The organism is Microcystis sp. LE19-195.1E (genome assembly GCF_027532095.1).
In the GTDB taxonomy this organism is placed as follows: domain Bacteria; phylum Cyanobacteriota; class Cyanobacteriia; order Cyanobacteriales; family Microcystaceae; genus Microcystis; species Microcystis aeruginosa.
Map to the genome: position 1 here is coordinate 1 of NZ_JAPZSZ010000023.1, position 15,318 is coordinate 15,318.

At 44.6% G+C, this 15,318-nt stretch carries 12 protein-coding genes and 2 pseudogenes; 6 read left to right on the top strand and 8 right to left on the bottom strand.

All coding sequences use genetic code 11. The annotated features are described in order from the left end of the window. The 5 genes and pseudogenes from O9300_RS01860 to O9300_RS01880 form a co-directional block, all read right to left on the bottom strand. Positions 1-213 (bottom strand): annotated as a pseudogene (locus O9300_RS01860) (BamA/TamA family outer membrane protein); the annotation flags it as partial. 40 nt (positions 214-253) lie between these two features. After that, complete coding sequence (locus tag O9300_RS01865) at positions 254-2,065, bottom strand: proline--tRNA ligase (RefSeq protein ID WP_287969704.1); 1,812 nt, start codon at positions 2,063-2,065, stop codon at positions 254-256. A 698-nt stretch (positions 2,066-2,763) separates the two neighbouring features. After that, a complete protein-coding gene (locus O9300_RS01870) occupies positions 2,764-4,443 on the bottom strand; it encodes a diaminopimelate decarboxylase family protein (RefSeq protein WP_287633396.1) in 1,680 nt (559 codons plus the stop codon). Between the two features lie 456 nt (positions 4,444-4,899). Further along, positions 4,900-5,550, bottom strand: a complete 651-nt coding sequence (locus O9300_RS01875; protein ID WP_287969706.1) for a methyltransferase family protein — start codon at positions 5,548-5,550, stop codon at positions 4,900-4,902. 62 nt (positions 5,551-5,612) lie between these two features. Further along, a pseudogene (locus O9300_RS01880) lies at positions 5,613-5,738 on the bottom strand (DUF4334 domain-containing protein); the annotation flags it as partial. Positions 5,739-6,106: 368 nt separating this feature from the next. On the opposite strand from O9300_RS01880, the gene O9300_RS01885 reads away from it, so the two are divergent. The 3 genes from O9300_RS01885 to O9300_RS01895 all read left to right on the top strand — a co-directional run bounded on the left by O9300_RS01885 (position 6,107) and on the right by O9300_RS01895 (position 7,554). Continuing rightward, the gene (locus O9300_RS01885) at positions 6,107-6,811 is read left to right on the top strand and encodes a PEP-CTERM sorting domain-containing protein (protein WP_287969708.1); all 705 of its coding nucleotides are present in this window, start codon (positions 6,107-6,109) and stop codon (positions 6,809-6,811) included. Between the two features lie 255 nt (positions 6,812-7,066). Next, positions 7,067-7,297: a hypothetical protein gene (locus O9300_RS01890; RefSeq protein WP_002757161.1), complete on the top strand. Its 231-nt coding sequence runs from the start codon at positions 7,067-7,069 to the stop codon at positions 7,295-7,297. Then, positions 7,297-7,554, top strand: a complete 258-nt coding sequence (locus tag O9300_RS01895) for a Txe/YoeB family addiction module toxin (protein WP_287732693.1) — start codon at positions 7,297-7,299, stop codon at positions 7,552-7,554. The genes O9300_RS01890 and O9300_RS01895 overlap by 1 nt, the downstream gene beginning before the upstream one ends. A gap of 326 nt (positions 7,555-7,880) precedes the next feature. On the opposite strand, the gene O9300_RS01900 is transcribed toward O9300_RS01895, so the two are convergent. Further along, positions 7,881-9,104 (bottom strand): ABC transporter substrate-binding protein, encoded by a 1,224-nt coding sequence (locus tag O9300_RS01900; RefSeq protein WP_287969710.1) that lies wholly within the window; start codon positions 9,102-9,104, stop codon positions 7,881-7,883. 272 nt (positions 9,105-9,376) lie between these two features. Here O9300_RS01900 and O9300_RS01905 point away from each other — a divergent pair, with 272 nt between their 5' ends. The 3 genes from O9300_RS01905 to O9300_RS01915 all read left to right on the top strand — a co-directional run bounded on the left by O9300_RS01905 (position 9,377) and on the right by O9300_RS01915 (position 12,228). Next, the gene (locus tag O9300_RS01905) at positions 9,377-9,682 is read left to right on the top strand and encodes a DUF6825 family protein (RefSeq protein WP_190721747.1); all 306 of its coding nucleotides are present in this window, start codon (positions 9,377-9,379) and stop codon (positions 9,680-9,682) included. A 90-nt stretch (positions 9,683-9,772) separates the two neighbouring features. Next, complete coding sequence (locus O9300_RS01910; protein ID WP_287969714.1) at positions 9,773-11,461, top strand: ABC1 kinase family protein; 1,689 nt, start codon at positions 9,773-9,775, stop codon at positions 11,459-11,461. Positions 11,462-11,505: 44 nt separating this feature from the next. Next, positions 11,506-12,228, top strand: coding sequence for a Stp1/IreP family PP2C-type Ser/Thr phosphatase (locus O9300_RS01915; RefSeq protein ID WP_287969716.1), 723 nt, complete (start codon positions 11,506-11,508; stop codon positions 12,226-12,228). A gap of 182 nt (positions 12,229-12,410) precedes the next feature. On the opposite strand, the gene O9300_RS01920 is transcribed toward O9300_RS01915, so the two are convergent. Both O9300_RS01920 and O9300_RS01925 read right to left on the bottom strand, forming a co-directional pair. Then, complete coding sequence (locus O9300_RS01920; RefSeq protein WP_287969718.1) at positions 12,411-13,784, bottom strand: ankyrin repeat domain-containing protein; 1,374 nt, start codon at positions 13,782-13,784, stop codon at positions 12,411-12,413. A 47-nt stretch (positions 13,785-13,831) separates the two neighbouring features. Next, a complete protein-coding gene (locus tag O9300_RS01925) occupies positions 13,832-14,938 on the bottom strand; it encodes a hybrid sensor histidine kinase/response regulator (RefSeq protein WP_287969712.1) in 1,107 nt (368 codons plus the stop codon). Positions 14,939-15,318 lie beyond the last annotated feature (380 nt).

Sequence of the window (15,318 nt, forward strand, 5' to 3'; positions counted from 1 at the left end):
CAGGAAAGAACCACTGGTGGGCTGCAGGGGATTATCGCGAAAATCTCGAATAGCGCCAATATTTAGAGAAAGTAGATCATCGATCCCAGAGGAACTAAAAGCCAGTTGTTGACTGCCAAAACCGTTGAGAGGTGCAGACAGAGGGGAGATGTCACCATTGGCATTTTGCACCTGTACCTGTTGATAGTTAAAGCCTAGGGAAACCACCCATTTTCGGCTCTATATTCGAGAATTTATCTGTATATTTAATCACTTAATCAGAAGCATTTACCTTTGAAATAGCAGTTTTTAAATAGGAAACCACCTCATTAATTGCTACTTCTGACGCTTTTTTACTGGCTCTTTCGACTAATTCCACCTTACCCGATTTGAGAGATTTACCCGTGACAATGCGATAGGGAATCCCAATTAAATCCGCATCTTTGAACTTAACTCCCGCACGTTCATTCCGGTCATCTAAAAGGGTTTCAATGCCCGCTTGATTTAACTCATTGTATAAACTTTCGGCGGTTTTTACCTGCTCGGCATCAGCTAAATTGGGAATAACCACAATCGCTTGATAAGGGGCAATAGCTACCGGCCAAATAATGCCATCTTTATCGTAGGATTGTTCTACGGCTGCCTGTGCTAAACGCGATACTCCTATGCCATAACAACCCATACAAATGGGGGTAGATTCTCCCGCTTCATTAGTATAAAAAGCATTCATGGCTTGAGAATATTTATAGCCCAATTGGAAGATATGACCGACTTCAATTCCTCTAGCACTTTGCAAGGTTTGATCAGGATCGTGAATAGCTCGATCGCCTACCTGGGCTTTGCGTAGATCGACGATTAATTCCGGTAAGATAAAATCTTTACCCCAATTCGCCCCCACTAAATGAAACCCCGTTTCATTTGCACCGGTGATCAAGTTTTCTAAGTCTGTCACCGTGTTGTCTGCTATGCGTAAAAACTTAGGAGCTATATCGCTGGCTTTTTTGAGCAAATTATCTTCTAAGTCGGGAGCAATATAACCTAAAGGTAAAGGTTTAGTTGCCCATTTCTGTTGAGCGGCAGCATCGGGTATTTTTAAAGCCAAAATTGTTTTAGCATTGTAACGGCTCGCCTGTCTAACTAATTCATTTTGTAGTTTAACTTCGTTAACCTCTTGATCTCCCCGAATGCTCACCAAAACTAAAACAGTTATGCCGCTATCATAAACCACTTCGTAGAGAACATTTTTGACGATAGCGGTGGCAGAACAATCGAGAAATTTAGCTAAACTTTCGATAGTGTTGGTGTTAGGAGTCTCTTTTTTAGCAAACTTTTTAAAGGGAGAAGCCACTTTATCTGCCGGCAAAGAAACGGCTTTTTCCACATTAGCCGCATACTTTTCATCGGCGGTAAATAAAACCTCATCTTCTCCGGCATCAGCTAAGACCATAAATTCTTGGGATGCGGAACCGCCAATCGCTCCAGAATCGGCTTCTACTGCCCGAAAAGCTAACCCACAACGGCGGAAAATATTGCGGTAAGCTATATCCATCGCTTGATAGGTTTTCTTTAAACATTCCTCGTCGAGATTGAAAGAATAGGCATCTTTCATAATAAATTCTCGTCCCCGCATTAAACCAAAACGAGGGCGAATTTCATCGCGAAATTTAGTTTGAATCTGATATAAATTAACCGGTAATTGTCGATAGGAACGAATTAAATCACGAGCGACGGCAGTAATTACTTCTTCGTGAGTCGGTCCTAATCCTAACTCCCGGTTTTGCCGGTCCGTCAGGGCAAACATAATCCCTTCTGCTTTTGTGTAGGTGTCCCAACGGCCTGATTCTTGCCAGAGTTCCGCCGGTTGCAGTTGGGGAAGTAAACATTCTTGGGCGCCGGCTTTATTCATTTCTTCCCGGACTATCTGGGAGACTTTCTGCAAAACCCGCCACATCAGGGGTAAATAGGCGTAAATACCGCTGCCAATGCGACGAATGTAACCGGCACGCACCAAGCATTTATGACTGGGGATTTCCGCCTCGGCCGGGTCTTCCCGGAGGGTGACAAAAAGCTGTTGAGAGAGTCGCATCCTATCGATATCCTTTTGAACAGAAGACTTTCTATTATCTCATCAAAGGAGAGCGACTGCAATGATCAATTACTTGTGTTGACAAACAATAACAGCGATCAGTTTACCGATTCTCAGGTATTTCCCCTCACAACTTGAGACTGGTTGGAGACGCATTGGACTCTAGTTCCAATTGCCTAACTCCCTTGTTCTCTACTCTAGGAAATATGAGCGTTCAGGTCGATCGCTGTTATCGTCGTTATCGAGACAGAATGTAACTTTAACAGGGTTTACTCCTTTGTGAACTTGACCTTTATAACCTTGCCAGTCGATCTGTCAGGGAAGCTTTTTTCTTTAGCTTCAATTATTAATATAACATCGGATCGGAGCTAGAAGTCTTTCTCTTAATCAAAGTTTACATTGCCAGCATCAAGGAAAAGCCTCGATGTTTTGACGCTTAACCGACCATAACTCTTATTATCCAAAAATTATGGCAGCAGTGACCTCAACAGTAGTCAAAGAAAGCGCAGAAAAATTAACTAACTCAACAGACCAAAGAAGCAACCACCGCTAGGGAAAAAGACAAACTGCCAGTGCTGTATCGGCTAAAACAAGAAAAAGCTCCCACCCTCAAGGTGATAGCTAAAGGTTTAGGGCATCATAGAAACACAGTGCCAACCTGTCAGGTAAATATCTTGAGGAAGGCAACGAAAAGAACTTTATAAGGTGAATCGGAACGATCCCTTAAACTTCCCGTTGCCGAGGTCCCAGTGGGACAGGTGAGTAATATGCTTATCCACAGGGAGGCTTGATTTGGGTGCTATATATACAACCAGTCTCAATGGCTGGCTGGTACGAATTATCGTGTCTGACTTCATATATATTCTTGTTCCCCAAACTGAAACATCTTTGGCCTGTTTGCCGACAAGATACAAAGCTGAAATGATTGTGGCATCCGAGGCGATGCGGGCGGCGAATGGGATCGATATCGCTCCTAAAGAACTCTTCGCCTTCACCATAAACTGCAAGGTTCTTGGCGCTATGAGTTGGACTCTGGTAAATGTGTAGCCATCTGAAGATGCTCCCTGCTTGAGATAGTCACTGCTTAGTCTCTCAATGATATCGAGATCAATTTCATGATCTGGCACTTCCGAAGGGAGGCGCGTCGGCAGGGAAAATCCCAAGAAGTTGTGATCGGCAAATACGTCCTCAGCAGTGTAAGCCGTTTCTATTTGACCCATTTCATCTATGGTTATATGCCCGGGCCCGTGAAACCCATTAAAGTGATTGCTTACTGAATAGCAATAGGCCCCTGCGTGTTGGATTAACAATGGATCTCCAGGACTCTGGCCTTCTAAATTGGTCGATGGTAGCAATATATCGCCGGCAAAACAAAGTGGCCCTCCGATAGCATCGTCCCCTTGAGTAGGCAGGGTGCGATGATTGCGATCGATAATTTGGTGGCTCCATGAGAGGAGAGTCACCTTGATTAGCTGGTCGGAGCCAACATCAACAATAGCCCAACGTCTGCCCCGCATCTGCTTAAGCTCGCGGATACGAGTCAACAAGGCGACGGCATTACCAACCAGTGCGTGTCCAGGCTCGACTATGTACTCAATACCGGGTAACAAGTGTTTCTTTAATGCTTCTGTGTACTCTGGGATTGTTGGAAACTGTTGCCCGTCATGGAAGTCAATGCCAAGCCCACCGCCAAGATTTAGTTTTCTCATGCAATGATTCGAGCCGGCCTCGATTAAGTTTTTCAAATGATGAATAAACTGAATCGAATGACTAAATGCCGATACATTATCCATCTGAGTACCAATATGGATATGCAAGCCAGCTATAGGTAGTTGGCAACTGGCCAGCGCATCTGGCAATTCCTCGGATGGGATGCCAAACTTACTGTTGGGCGAGGCGTGAGAAACCAGATCCTGCCAATCAGTATTGTGGAAATATTCCACCGGTTTTTCTGGGTTAACCCGAACCAGCAAGCTCCCACTCCAATCCTTGCCATAAAGCTTATGTTGAAGGTCATCTAATATAGCTTGGGAGTCAGCAACTACTGTTGAGCCTCCATCGAGGAGAGCTGCCATTAGCTGGCGGTCGGGCGCCGGACTGTTGTATATGATCCGATTTAACGGGAATCCGCAAGAAAGGGCCAACTCAACTTCATATTTAGAAGAGCAGTCTGCGGAGCATCCCAGGGATGCCAGTTCATTCAGAATCGCCATCGACGGATTAGCCTTGATCGGGTAGGCAACCTGAGATGGACTGCCTACAAGATCCACAAAGTGGGACAGGTTCCGGCGAAGCTGACCGAGGTTCAGTATGTAGAGAGGAGACCCATGGCGTTTTGCTATCTCCTCGATGTCAATTGATCGCGTCCAAGTTTCCATAATCTCTTCCATAATCTCGCTTTTGTCCAACCCCTGGCATCACCCGCGTCCCTATTCGATTTATCAGGGACTTCGTGCTAGGGTGTCGGGTGCGTACCGGCTCGCTTTGAAATGCCTTCGGCACTATTTTGCTGCCACTCTTTCTAATCTGGTGGTGGCCGATTGTATTACCGCTACCGTCCCCAGAAAGTGCCAATGTGGAAGGTCTCAAAGCGTTGGAGAGTAGTTCCGATCACCACTTATTTGACACCTCGGATGCTGATGGCCGTTAATGGGAATGAGTGAATCAGTATTTGTTCTCATATACAAAGCGGGAAGAGCCTAATTATTAATTAAACCGCTCCCTGCGGTTTAGCACCTTTCCCTATGCTACTATTCCACTTCCATCGGTCTAATACCCCCTAAATGAAACTTAATAGCGCACCCTGCGGTTTCAGAGAAAGACCTTAACTTTGCTTAGGTTTGAGTGGATTGGCGAGCATCCAGACGGGAGTTTATTAGCTTGGGTAATAGCAATCCGGATTTCGCTTTGTAAGCGTCAAATTCAGGATAGCGGGAGAGAGACAGGTCTTTTTTAAGCATATTGGGGATGAAGATCCCAGCGATGAATCCCCCCAAAATCAGAAAAGGGAGCCAATGTTGGGCTAACAGGGCAAAACTCAGATAAATTAAAATCTCTCCTAAATAGTTGGGATTGCGACTACGACTAAAGAAACCTTCGGTGATCAATCCTTCCCTATATTTAAGGGTAAAATACTTTTGGGCATCGCTACCGTAATGGAGAAATACCCCCATAATATTGATCGCTATGGCTGCGGATACTAAAGGAGCGGCGGCCGTGACCTTCCCGCTAACAATAATAAAAGGGGCAGCCCAATATAAACCGAGAACGATAAAGGTAAATATTCCCATAGCCAACGGTATTTCTTTTTCCCATTGTTGATCTGGATATAATCTATCCTTGATCAGCCACATCAGACCGTAAGTTCCGTGCAGGGCAAGGTATATCCAAGCGAGCGGGGTAAAATTATTATAAAAAGCCATTAAGCCCAATATAATTAGAAAAGTTAGAAATTTATGCCAATTAATTGCGTGTTTTATCTTCATTTTCTTCAAAGTAGAAATCAATCCTGTTGATCGAGTGCTAAACAATTATAACTACTAACGTTTCAATCCGGTCTTTGACATCGCTTGAGAATAAAAAAGAAAGGTCGGGGAAAGTTGTTAAAATCCATAATTACTGGCACGGTATTGTCCTCTAATTTCCGAAAAGAGTCATTAATCGGCAAATAATCCTAGATCATCAGCACAAGCTTCCAATCTGGTCTGTCAGGTTAACGGCGATCGCAGTTTTGTCGCTTGGGTTAAGACACCGCACTACCTAAGACCAAAAACTAGCGAACACTACACACACTTCCCCCCCACATTGTAGTTAAGAATACAATTTAATAAAATCTTTATATTTTTCTCCTGCCAAGGTTCCACTTTCCCATCAGGGAAGGGAGGGAGACTCTCCCTTACCTGATGGGTTACACAAGAGCTAGAACCTCTGGAAATGCTTACGAGGTATGGTTTTTATCATCTACCCGTTTCAATGCCTTGACATTTCTACCTAAATGCTGTAATCTACGGACGGCATTTCACTTATTATCGGAGCCATACCATGCTTAGTTTAGCAAAACTTATAAATTTCGGGGGGGGGATAAAGCCCTACTTATCAATTGCTGGTTCGACTCTGTTGGTAGGGTTTTTGGGATTGAGTAACTCAGCCCAGGCCCTGCCTGTTGTTGTATTGCAGGACTCATATAGTAACACAATTCCTTCAACGGGAACCAATCTAATTCCACCTAATACTTTTACGAGTGTTGCTGATGTTGGTGGAACAACCACTTACACGGTTAATACAGGCAATGTTGCTGTTGGTTTTTTCCCAAATATCGTTTTGTTTGGAGGGTCGGCCACTAGCGGCAGTTTTTCTACCGTTTTAAATACTATTGCCGGCAACCCCTATGAAGTGGATTTTACCACCCTTTTGCTCGGTGATCCTAACACTCATGCCATACAGGTGAATGCCTTTAATGGAAATGGAGTCGGGGGTACTTTGCTCGGTAATTCCAGTCCAGTTGGGATCAATAGCTCGGGTAATTTCACATTTACAGCAACCAGCAGTCAAAGCACTATCGAGATTTTGGGAATACTGGGGACTCCTAACGATAGTGCTGATATTGCCTTTGATAATTTAAAAGTGAGTACCGTAGCCGTACCCGTACCGGAATCTGAACCTCTAGCCATGTTAGGGTTAGTAACCGTTATCGGATTCGGTACTGGCCTGCAGCGGAAACTTGCTAAGAATAGTCAGAAAAAATAAGTCCCACAAAAATAAGAAAAAGGGACGGAAATAACCTTAATCATGTTCCTTTTGTCCCGTGCCAAGGTTCTACATTGTAAGAAGAAAAGGGAGGATATTCCTCCCTTCCCTGATGGGTTAGACAAGAGCTAGAACCTCTGGAAATGTGTTACAAGGGCATCCCTTGCAACGAGGTAAGACTATACAGAAACGAGAATATCCAAGTTATCATTGAAACTGCTATAATTAATAAAATCTCAAGAATAGCAAAATTATATGAATGCACTAAAATACCAAACAATCATCAAAAATGGTCAACTTAGTTTACCTCCCCTCGACTTACCAGAAGGAACAGTTGTCGAAGCAATTTTATTGATTAAAGAAGCTGCTGAAATGGATGAAACGGACTATCTGCTTTCCACAGAAGCTAACCGTCAACATCTCCAAGAGGCAAGAGAATCTCTGAAAAATCCTGATAGTTATATTTATGTAGATGCTGCTAACTGATCAGGAAAGTCGCCTTTCTAACCCGAAGTTTTGATGAGTTTAACCAATGGGCGCTCGCAGACAAAAAAGTTGACGCTAAAATTGTCAGCCTTATTAAAGATGTTCAAAGAGAGCCTTTTTCTGGATTAGGAAAACCAGAAGCATTAAAACATGAACTATCAGGATTATGGTCACGACGCATTACAAAAGAACACCGCCTAGTTTATAGCGTGTCTGATCAAGAAATTGTTATTATTTTCTGTAAATTTCACTACTAATAATCGCCAGAAATTCCAGAACTAGCTTAGAGCAAGAATTAGGGAACACGAAAACTTAAGAAGAATTTCTGAAGAAAGGGAAAACCAACCTACATTTTTCTTTTATTCTTGTCCAACACCACCATCGAATACTGTCCTATCCCTAGATAAATTAATTGAATAGAACATTGCAAGTCAAAACAGGATTATGTTGATTTTGGACTCGACTTTAACACTCTTGAACACTTTAAACAGGATTTAGTATTACACAAGAGCTAGAACCTCTGGAAATGCGTTGCAAGGGAGACCCTTGCAACGAGGTAGAAACGAGAAGAACCACTTACTTATTAATTTTTCACAAAAGTAAACTTACCATTTTTACCATCGGCATCCATTTGAATTTGTGCCACGGAGAATTTATCCTGAATGATTTCTCCTTCGGGAGTAAAAGCAATATCTCCCAAGACAGTGACATACTTACCCGCTAAAATTTCCTGATTTAATTGTTGGCGAATTTGTTCGAGGGAAAGTGTACTGAGTTTATTTTTATCATCTACCCGTTTTAAGGCCTCGACAAAAACTTGAATTCCCGTAAAAGCTTGAGCGGTAAATTGGGGCGGTGCTTTTTTATTTTCTGCTGTATAAGCGGCGACAAAATCCCGATTAATAGGATTATCTAATTCCGGGTTATAAGCTTGAGCAATGATAATGCCATCACATTGAGCTTGACAAACCGGGAAAATATTAGAGGTATTTAAACCGTTGCCACCAATAATTAACCCTTGATAGCCTAATTGTCGCAACTGTTTGACCAAATTGCCCCCGTCAGCAACCAAACCAGAAATAACCACTAAATCCGGTTTAATATTAATAGCGGCGGTGGCTTGGTTTTGAAAATCTGTATCGGTGGTTTGGAATTTCTGCACGGTGACAATATCAAGATTTAAACTCTTTAGGGTTTCTTGAAAAGTTTCCGTTTCCGATTTACTAAAAGCATCATTTTGGGCAAAAAAGACAGCCACTTTTTTAATCTTGGGATCGATTTTTAAAGCGGTTTTAACCGCATTGGGAGCGACCACAGCCACAGGAGCAGACACCCTACCCACATATTCACCGATCTGGGGGATACCTTTAGCCGTGTTAGACGGACCGAGAATGGGAACTTTGGCTCGATCGGCGATCGGACTAGCGGCAAAAGCTTGCTGGGAAAGGGAGGGACCAAGAATACCCACCACCTTATCTTGAGTGATTAGGGTATTAATGGCGTTGATCGCTCCCGGTTCATCCCCGGCCACATCCTGGATAATAACTTTAATCGGTGTTCCATTGACTCCGCCCTTTTTATTAAAATATGTTTCAGCCATCTTGACACCGATCACCTGTTCCTGTCCCAATAGGGCGAGATTGCTGGTTTGAGCTAAAGCTGCACCGATGGGAATAGCAGCAGTGGCGGCGTTTTCTGCGGGACTGGGGTTAGTTTGACCGGTGGGAGTGCCGGAATTACAGGCCACCACTAGACCAAAAGTGACTAGGGATAGTATTAAGGGGATTAATAAACGTTTTCTGAGCATCTTAACTCTCCAGGAGGATGATATTGTTGATGACACTATTATTTCGCTAATCGGGTTGATTTCAGCGATAATTCTCGACGCAATCGGACCGGATTCTGCTCCCTTAGCGCCCTTTCTTTCCTCTAATTTTGTCGATTAACCTCCCCGTCTCACCTCCGTTTTCAGAAAAACGATTTGCCTTTTCTGGTTCTGTCGCCTAACCTAGTAGTTAGGGAATCTATTATCGCCTTTCCCGTCCACAAACCCCGAAGCGAAAACATCCATTTAAGATTATGACTAACCCCGTTATTCACGCCTTTTTCCTCGGACGAGCGATCGCTGAAGTGATCGGTGAACAGCTAGAAGATGCGTTTACCAACGCTTTAAGCGAATTAGGCAAATTTGATGCCGAACAACGGGAAAACCTGCGGCAATTCGTCGAAGAAGTGCAAATGAGAGCCGATCAAGCCATGGAAAAGGGAGTATATACTGGTACAGACTCCAGTGGTTCCTCCAGTGCCGATGTGCAGGAAAACATCGACGAAATGCGGGCCGAAATCGCCCAATTGCGCTCGGAACTAAAAAACTACCGAAATTAACCAAAAAACCTCTTTTAGTCGCTTTAAAGCCCCAAAAACTGCGTGTCAGCCCTTCTACCCGTCCCCGTTACCCCAGAGTTAAACCCAGCAATGCCGGCCCTCGAAGTCGCCAAAAATAGCTATCGTTGGAATCGAGAAAGCTATTCCATCAATCGTCGTCGTCTAGATATTTGGCGATTCGTTCTGACTGTACTTTATCAATTCTGGCTCAACGGTAAAAAATGGAGCTATAACGGCGGCTATAGCCAAGAAAAACTCGCCGGCAGACGCAGAAAACAGGCCGCTTGGATTCGGGAAACCATGCTAGAATTGGGACCGACTTTTATTAAAGTCGGTCAACTGTTCTCCACTCGCGCCGATCTTTTTCCCCTCGAATATGTGGAAGAACTCTCGAAACTACAGGATCAGGTTCCCGCATTTACCTACGAACAGGCCAGCAAAATTATCGAGGTATCCCTCGGTAAACCCCTGAATAAACTCTTTAAAAGCTTCGATCCCATCCCCCTAGCAGCCGCTAGTTTAGGGCAAGTTCACCGGGCCCAACTGAACACCGGGGAAGATGTGGTGGTCAAAGTCCAACGGCCCGGATTGAAAAAATTATTTAGTATCGATCTGGCCATCCTGAAAAAAATCGCCCAATACTTCCAAAATCATCCTAAATGGGGTAAAGGTCGCGATTGGACGGGTATTTATGAAGAATGCTGTAAAATTCTCTGGGAAGAAACCGATTATCTCAACGAAGGTCGTAACGCCGACACTTTTCGCCGTAATTTTCGCGGGGAAGATTGGGTCAAAGTACCAAAAGTCTATTGGCGCTACACCTCTCCCCGGGTTTTAACCCTAGAATACCTCCCCGGCATCAAAATCAGTCATTATGAGGCCCTAGAAGCGGCAGGACTCGATCGCAAATTGTTGGCTAAACTGGGGGCAAAAGCCTATCTAATTCAACTGCTCAATAACGGCTTTTTTCACGCGGATCCTCACCCTGGCAATATCGCCGTTGATAGTGATGGCTCCTTAATTTTCTACGATTTCGGCATGATGGGACAAATTAAAACCAACGTGCGCGAAAAATTAATGCAGACTCTCTTGGGAATTGCCCAAAAAGATGCCGATCGCGTGGTCACTTCTCTGGTAGATTTAGGAGCATTAGCTGCTAATGGTGATATGGGAGCAGTGCGGCGATCGATCCAGTATATGCTCGATAACTTCATGGATAAACCCTTTGAGGAGCAATCCGTGGCCGCTATCAGCGATGATCTCTATGACATCGCCTACGATCAACCTTTTCGCTTTCCCGCTACCTTTACCTTCGTCATGCGGGCATTTTCTACCCTGGAAGGGGTAGGCAAAGGACTCGATCCCGAATTTAACTTTATGGAAGTAGCCCAACCTTTTGCCCTGCAATTAGTACATGATATGACAGGAAATAATGGCAGTAATATCCTCGATGAGTTAGGACGACAAGCGGCCCAAGTGAGCAGCACCGCCCTGAGTTTACCCCGACGCATCGATGATACGATCGAAAAATTAGAACGGGGTGATATCCGTGTCCGGGTACGTTCGAGCGAGTCCGATCGACTTTTACGGCGATTGGGTATGATTCAAATGGGAACCAACTATACTTTACTGATCAGTGCTTTGCTTATCTCAGCGACGCTTCTATTTATCAGTGATTTTGGTTGGTTAACTTTAGTGCCGATGGCGATTTCCCTGCTTCCGGGGATAGCCCTCTTGAGACTTTGGCGAAAAATTGAACGTCAGGATCGTATGATGTAATCGATCGCAGGATAATAAATATTGTGTTAGCAGCAGAAATTTCGATGAACAATCTTTCTTTTGGGGGAATGACCGATCCTGGTGTAGTGCGATCGGTTAATCAGGATAGTTATTATATCGACCCCGATCGCCGCTTTTTTATCGTTGCCGATGGTATGGGGGGTCATGCGGGAGGCCAGGAAGCTAGTCAAATCGCCACTGAAACTATCCAAGCTCATCTAGAAGAACACTGGAATTCGCCCCGGGCTGCCGGGGAATTGCTGCAGGAGGCAATTACCGTCGCTAACGAGAAGATTATTGAAGATCAACTGAAAAATCCCGAAAGACAGGACATGGGGACAACCCTAGTCATGGCTATCTTCCGAGATGATGGCTCTTGGTACACCCATATTGGTGATTCCCGTCTCTATCGCTTTCGTGAGCAAAAATTAGAACAGGTGACGGAGGATCATACTTGGATAGCTAGGGCGATAAAAATGGGCGATCTGTCCGAAGAAGATGGGAAAAACCACCCTTGGCGACACATTTTATTTCAATGTCTCGGTCGTCGCGATTTGCCCCCAGTGACGGTATCTCCCCTCGATGTGCAGTCCGGCGATAGTTTAATTCTCTGTAGTGATGGTTTGACGGAAGAAGTGTCCGACGAGGAAATTAGCGATTATTTGCAAACTGGTGCCGATTGTCAGGAAATTGTCGAGAATTTAGTGGCAGCGGCCAAAAAAGCTGGCGGTTCCGATAATATCACCGTGGTCATGGTAAGCTGTTGACTATCTAGGGTTTGCGGCAAAAAGCTTCTCGTGGGGAAGTGGGGAAGTGGGGAAGTGGGGGAATTTCAACTAAAACCCTAACACCCTAACACCCCCCGCAACGCGCACGCAGTGACCACCCTATCTCCTGCCTCGCAGCCTCGGAGCCTCATCTCAACAAGCAATTTAAATTCGCGGGCAGCTTACTCGATCGCTCCCGCTTGTTTTAATAAAGAAACGATCGCCTGATGGTGATTAAATTTAGCTAACATTAAAGCGGTCATTCCCCCTTGATTTTTCTGATTTAAGTGCACTTTTCCCCCGTCTAACAAGACTTTAACCGTGTCGAGACAACCGTGATAACTCGCCCACATTAAAGGGGAAGCACCGCTAAAATCGAGTTTATTGACATCAGCACCGATATCGATTAACCGGCGCACCAATTGACTATTATTGCCCTCACAAGCTTTCATGAGGACGGTTTTGCCATCGGGATAAACGGCGTTGGGATTAGCCCCGTAGTCGAGAAGATAACGACAGATTTCCCTAAATTTGCGCTGTAGAGCTAAAGTTAACGGTGTTTCTCCCTGCTGAGTTAGGTTAGGCTCCGCCCCCTGTTTTAACAATTCTAAAACGATCGCTTCGTATCCTTGCATCGTGGCGATGATCAAGGGTGTATCACCAAAATGGTTGCGGTGATTGACAAAAGCGCCGGCTTGTAGTAAGGCATGGACGATCTCTAGATGTCCTTCGATCGTCCCTAAATGCAAGGCCGTTTCTCCAGCCTGATTTTGATTGTCAACACTGGCCCCCTTAGCGAGTAAAAGTCGGACAATATCGAAATATCCCTCAGCAGCGGCGATCATGAGGGCAGTTTCTCCCTCCTCCGTGCTGATATTCGGATTTGCTCCCGCTTGCAGTAAAGTTTGCACGCTGCCGAGATTTCCCCTCTCTACAGCCAAAATTAGGGGAGTTTCCCCGGATAAAGTGGGAGCATCGAGGGGCATACCACGGGTAATAAACAATTCGAGGATTTCTGGGCAATTGGCGACGAGAGCCTGTAACCAAGCTTGTTGACGGATTTCTTCATCTACACCACTATCGAGCAATAAACCGACAATTGCGGCGTAATTTTGTTTGATCGCTACAGATAAAGCCGTATCTCCATCCCGATCGCGCATATTGACCCGAGCGCCGGCGGTTAATAACTGTTCTGCGATCGCTATATGACCCTTATAAACGGCGATCATTAGTGCTGGTGTACCATCTTGATTAACCTGATTGACATTGGCACCGGCGGCGATTAATTGAGCAAGGATTTGACTGTGATTGAGGGCAGCCGCTAACATGAGAGGGCTTAAACCTTGAGGTTGTTTACTTTTGTTGATATCAGCCCCAAATTCTCGCAAAATTGCCACAATTTCCCTATGAACCCCCTGCACGGCATAGATTAAAGCCGTAGTATTTTGCCCATCAGTGGCGTTGACATTTGCCCCCTGACTCAGTAAAGCTTGAACCCGCGCGAGATTGCCCTGACGCGCCGCTTGTATTAACAAGATATCCCAATTAGAAGCCATTAACAGTGACCGATCGGCAGAAAGTATTTTTTCCATTATCGATCTTTCTAGACAGGTAAACGGACAGAAAAGCTACTACCCCGTTCTAATTCTGAGGTGACGGCAATAGTTCCCCCATGAGCATCGATAATGCGACGGGAGAGATAAAGTCCTAACCCATTGTTGGAACTGTCTGGGGAACTGGAGTACAGGCGCTCGAAAATCCAGGGTAGTTCTTCTGCTGAAATGCCTATACCAGTATCCTCGACGACAATGGTGACAAAAGTATCTTCCTCTGTAGCTGGGATGAGATGAATTTTCACATCACCCTTTTGGGTAAATTTAATCGCATTGCCGATGAGATTGGTAAAAACGCGCCGCAGTTCCAAGCGATCGCCAGTTAGGAAAATTTCCCCGGCATTTTCGGCATTTAAGCTTAATTCGAGTCCTTTTTCTCGGGCAAGGGGAGTTAACTGCTGACAGACTTCTTCGAGAATATCGATAATCTTTAATTTAGTAAAATTAAGTGTCTTTTCGCCGTTTTCATAACAATAAACTTCCAAAAGATTATTAACCATTTCCAAGAGATTTGTATTACTGCGAATAATCAGATGAATGACTCGACTCATTTCGGGAGTAATCTCACCGTATAAACCTTCTTGAAATAGTTCTAATATGTGATTGACAGACACTAAGGGAGTTCGCAAATCGTGGGTCATCCTCGAAACAAAATCTTCTTTTTGTCTAGCCAATTGCTCTTTTTCTTGTTTGGCAATCGCCACTTCTTGTTCCGCTTCATAGATGCGTAGAGCGTTTCGCATCGCTTGATTTAAGCGCGAGGCAGAAAGACGAAATTTACTCAGATAATCGGAAGCGCCGGCTTTCATCATATCTACGGCAATTCCTTCGTCTCCGTGACCGGTTAAGACAATTAGGGGTATTTTAACTCCCTGCTGCCGAATTTCCCGCACCAAAGTTAAACCATCTCGATCGGGTAGAAGATAATCGATAAACATACAGTCGAAAAGATTATTGGACATCTGTTCTTTAGCCTCTTGATAGTCAGCGGCTTCTGTTATTTCTATCGCCATCTCCGATGTTCTTAAGAATCGGCGCACGGCGATCCGATCTACTTCATTATCATCAACAATTAGAATTCTTAACTGGTTTAACATTGCCAATTTAAATCTGAATTTTATTACTGTCTGATCTACCCTGATAGAATACCTCGAATCTGGTTCGATGGTCAAGACATTTTCTAGGTCGATTCTTACAGCTTTTTTCCTAAAGATGAAGTATAACCTAATTTGCTATTGACGACCGAATCGTGACGACTGGCCCCCCAAAACGAAAAATTAGTACCTCACTATTAAGATGACGGCCACAATCGGAAACAATACTTAGGGTTTGCGGCAAAAAGTTTTTCCTGGGGGCAGGGTGTGGGGTGTGGGGTGTGGGGTGTGGGGTTTTACCAGTTTTGAGGTGGCCAATTACCTAATTTTCAGGGAAAAAGTCCCGGAATTTTCCCCCCGATCCCCGCAATGGCTGGCACTTT

Excerpts from the sequence above, each read along its gene's own strand:
- O9300_RS01865 (WP_287969704.1), bottom strand. The coding sequence starts at position 2,065 with ATGCGACTCTCTCAACAGCTTTTTGTCACCCTCCGGGAAGACCCGGCC.
- O9300_RS01870 (WP_287633396.1), bottom strand. The coding sequence starts at position 4,443 with ATGGAAACTTGGACGCGATCAATTGACATCGAGGAGATAGCAAAACGC.
- O9300_RS01875 (WP_287969706.1), bottom strand. The coding sequence starts at position 5,550 with ATGAAGATAAAACACGCAATTAATTGGCATAAATTTCTAACTTTTCTA.
- O9300_RS01885 (WP_287969708.1), top strand. The coding sequence starts at position 6,107 with ATGCTTAGTTTAGCAAAACTTATAAATTTCGGGGGGGGGATAAAGCCC.
- O9300_RS01890 (WP_002757161.1), top strand. The coding sequence starts at position 7,067 with ATGAATGCACTAAAATACCAAACAATCATCAAAAATGGTCAACTTAGT.
- O9300_RS01900 (WP_287969710.1), bottom strand. The coding sequence starts at position 9,104 with ATGCTCAGAAAACGTTTATTAATCCCCTTAATACTATCCCTAGTCACT.
- O9300_RS01905 (WP_190721747.1), top strand. The coding sequence starts at position 9,377 with ATGACTAACCCCGTTATTCACGCCTTTTTCCTCGGACGAGCGATCGCT.
- O9300_RS01910 (WP_287969714.1), top strand. The coding sequence starts at position 9,773 with ATGCCGGCCCTCGAAGTCGCCAAAAATAGCTATCGTTGGAATCGAGAA.
- O9300_RS01915 (WP_287969716.1), top strand. The coding sequence starts at position 11,506 with ATGAACAATCTTTCTTTTGGGGGAATGACCGATCCTGGTGTAGTGCGA.
- O9300_RS01920 (WP_287969718.1), bottom strand. The coding sequence starts at position 13,784 with ATGGCTTCTAATTGGGATATCTTGTTAATACAAGCGGCGCGTCAGGGC.
- O9300_RS01925 (WP_287969712.1), bottom strand. The coding sequence starts at position 14,938 with ATGTTAAACCAGTTAAGAATTCTAATTGTTGATGATAATGAAGTAGAT.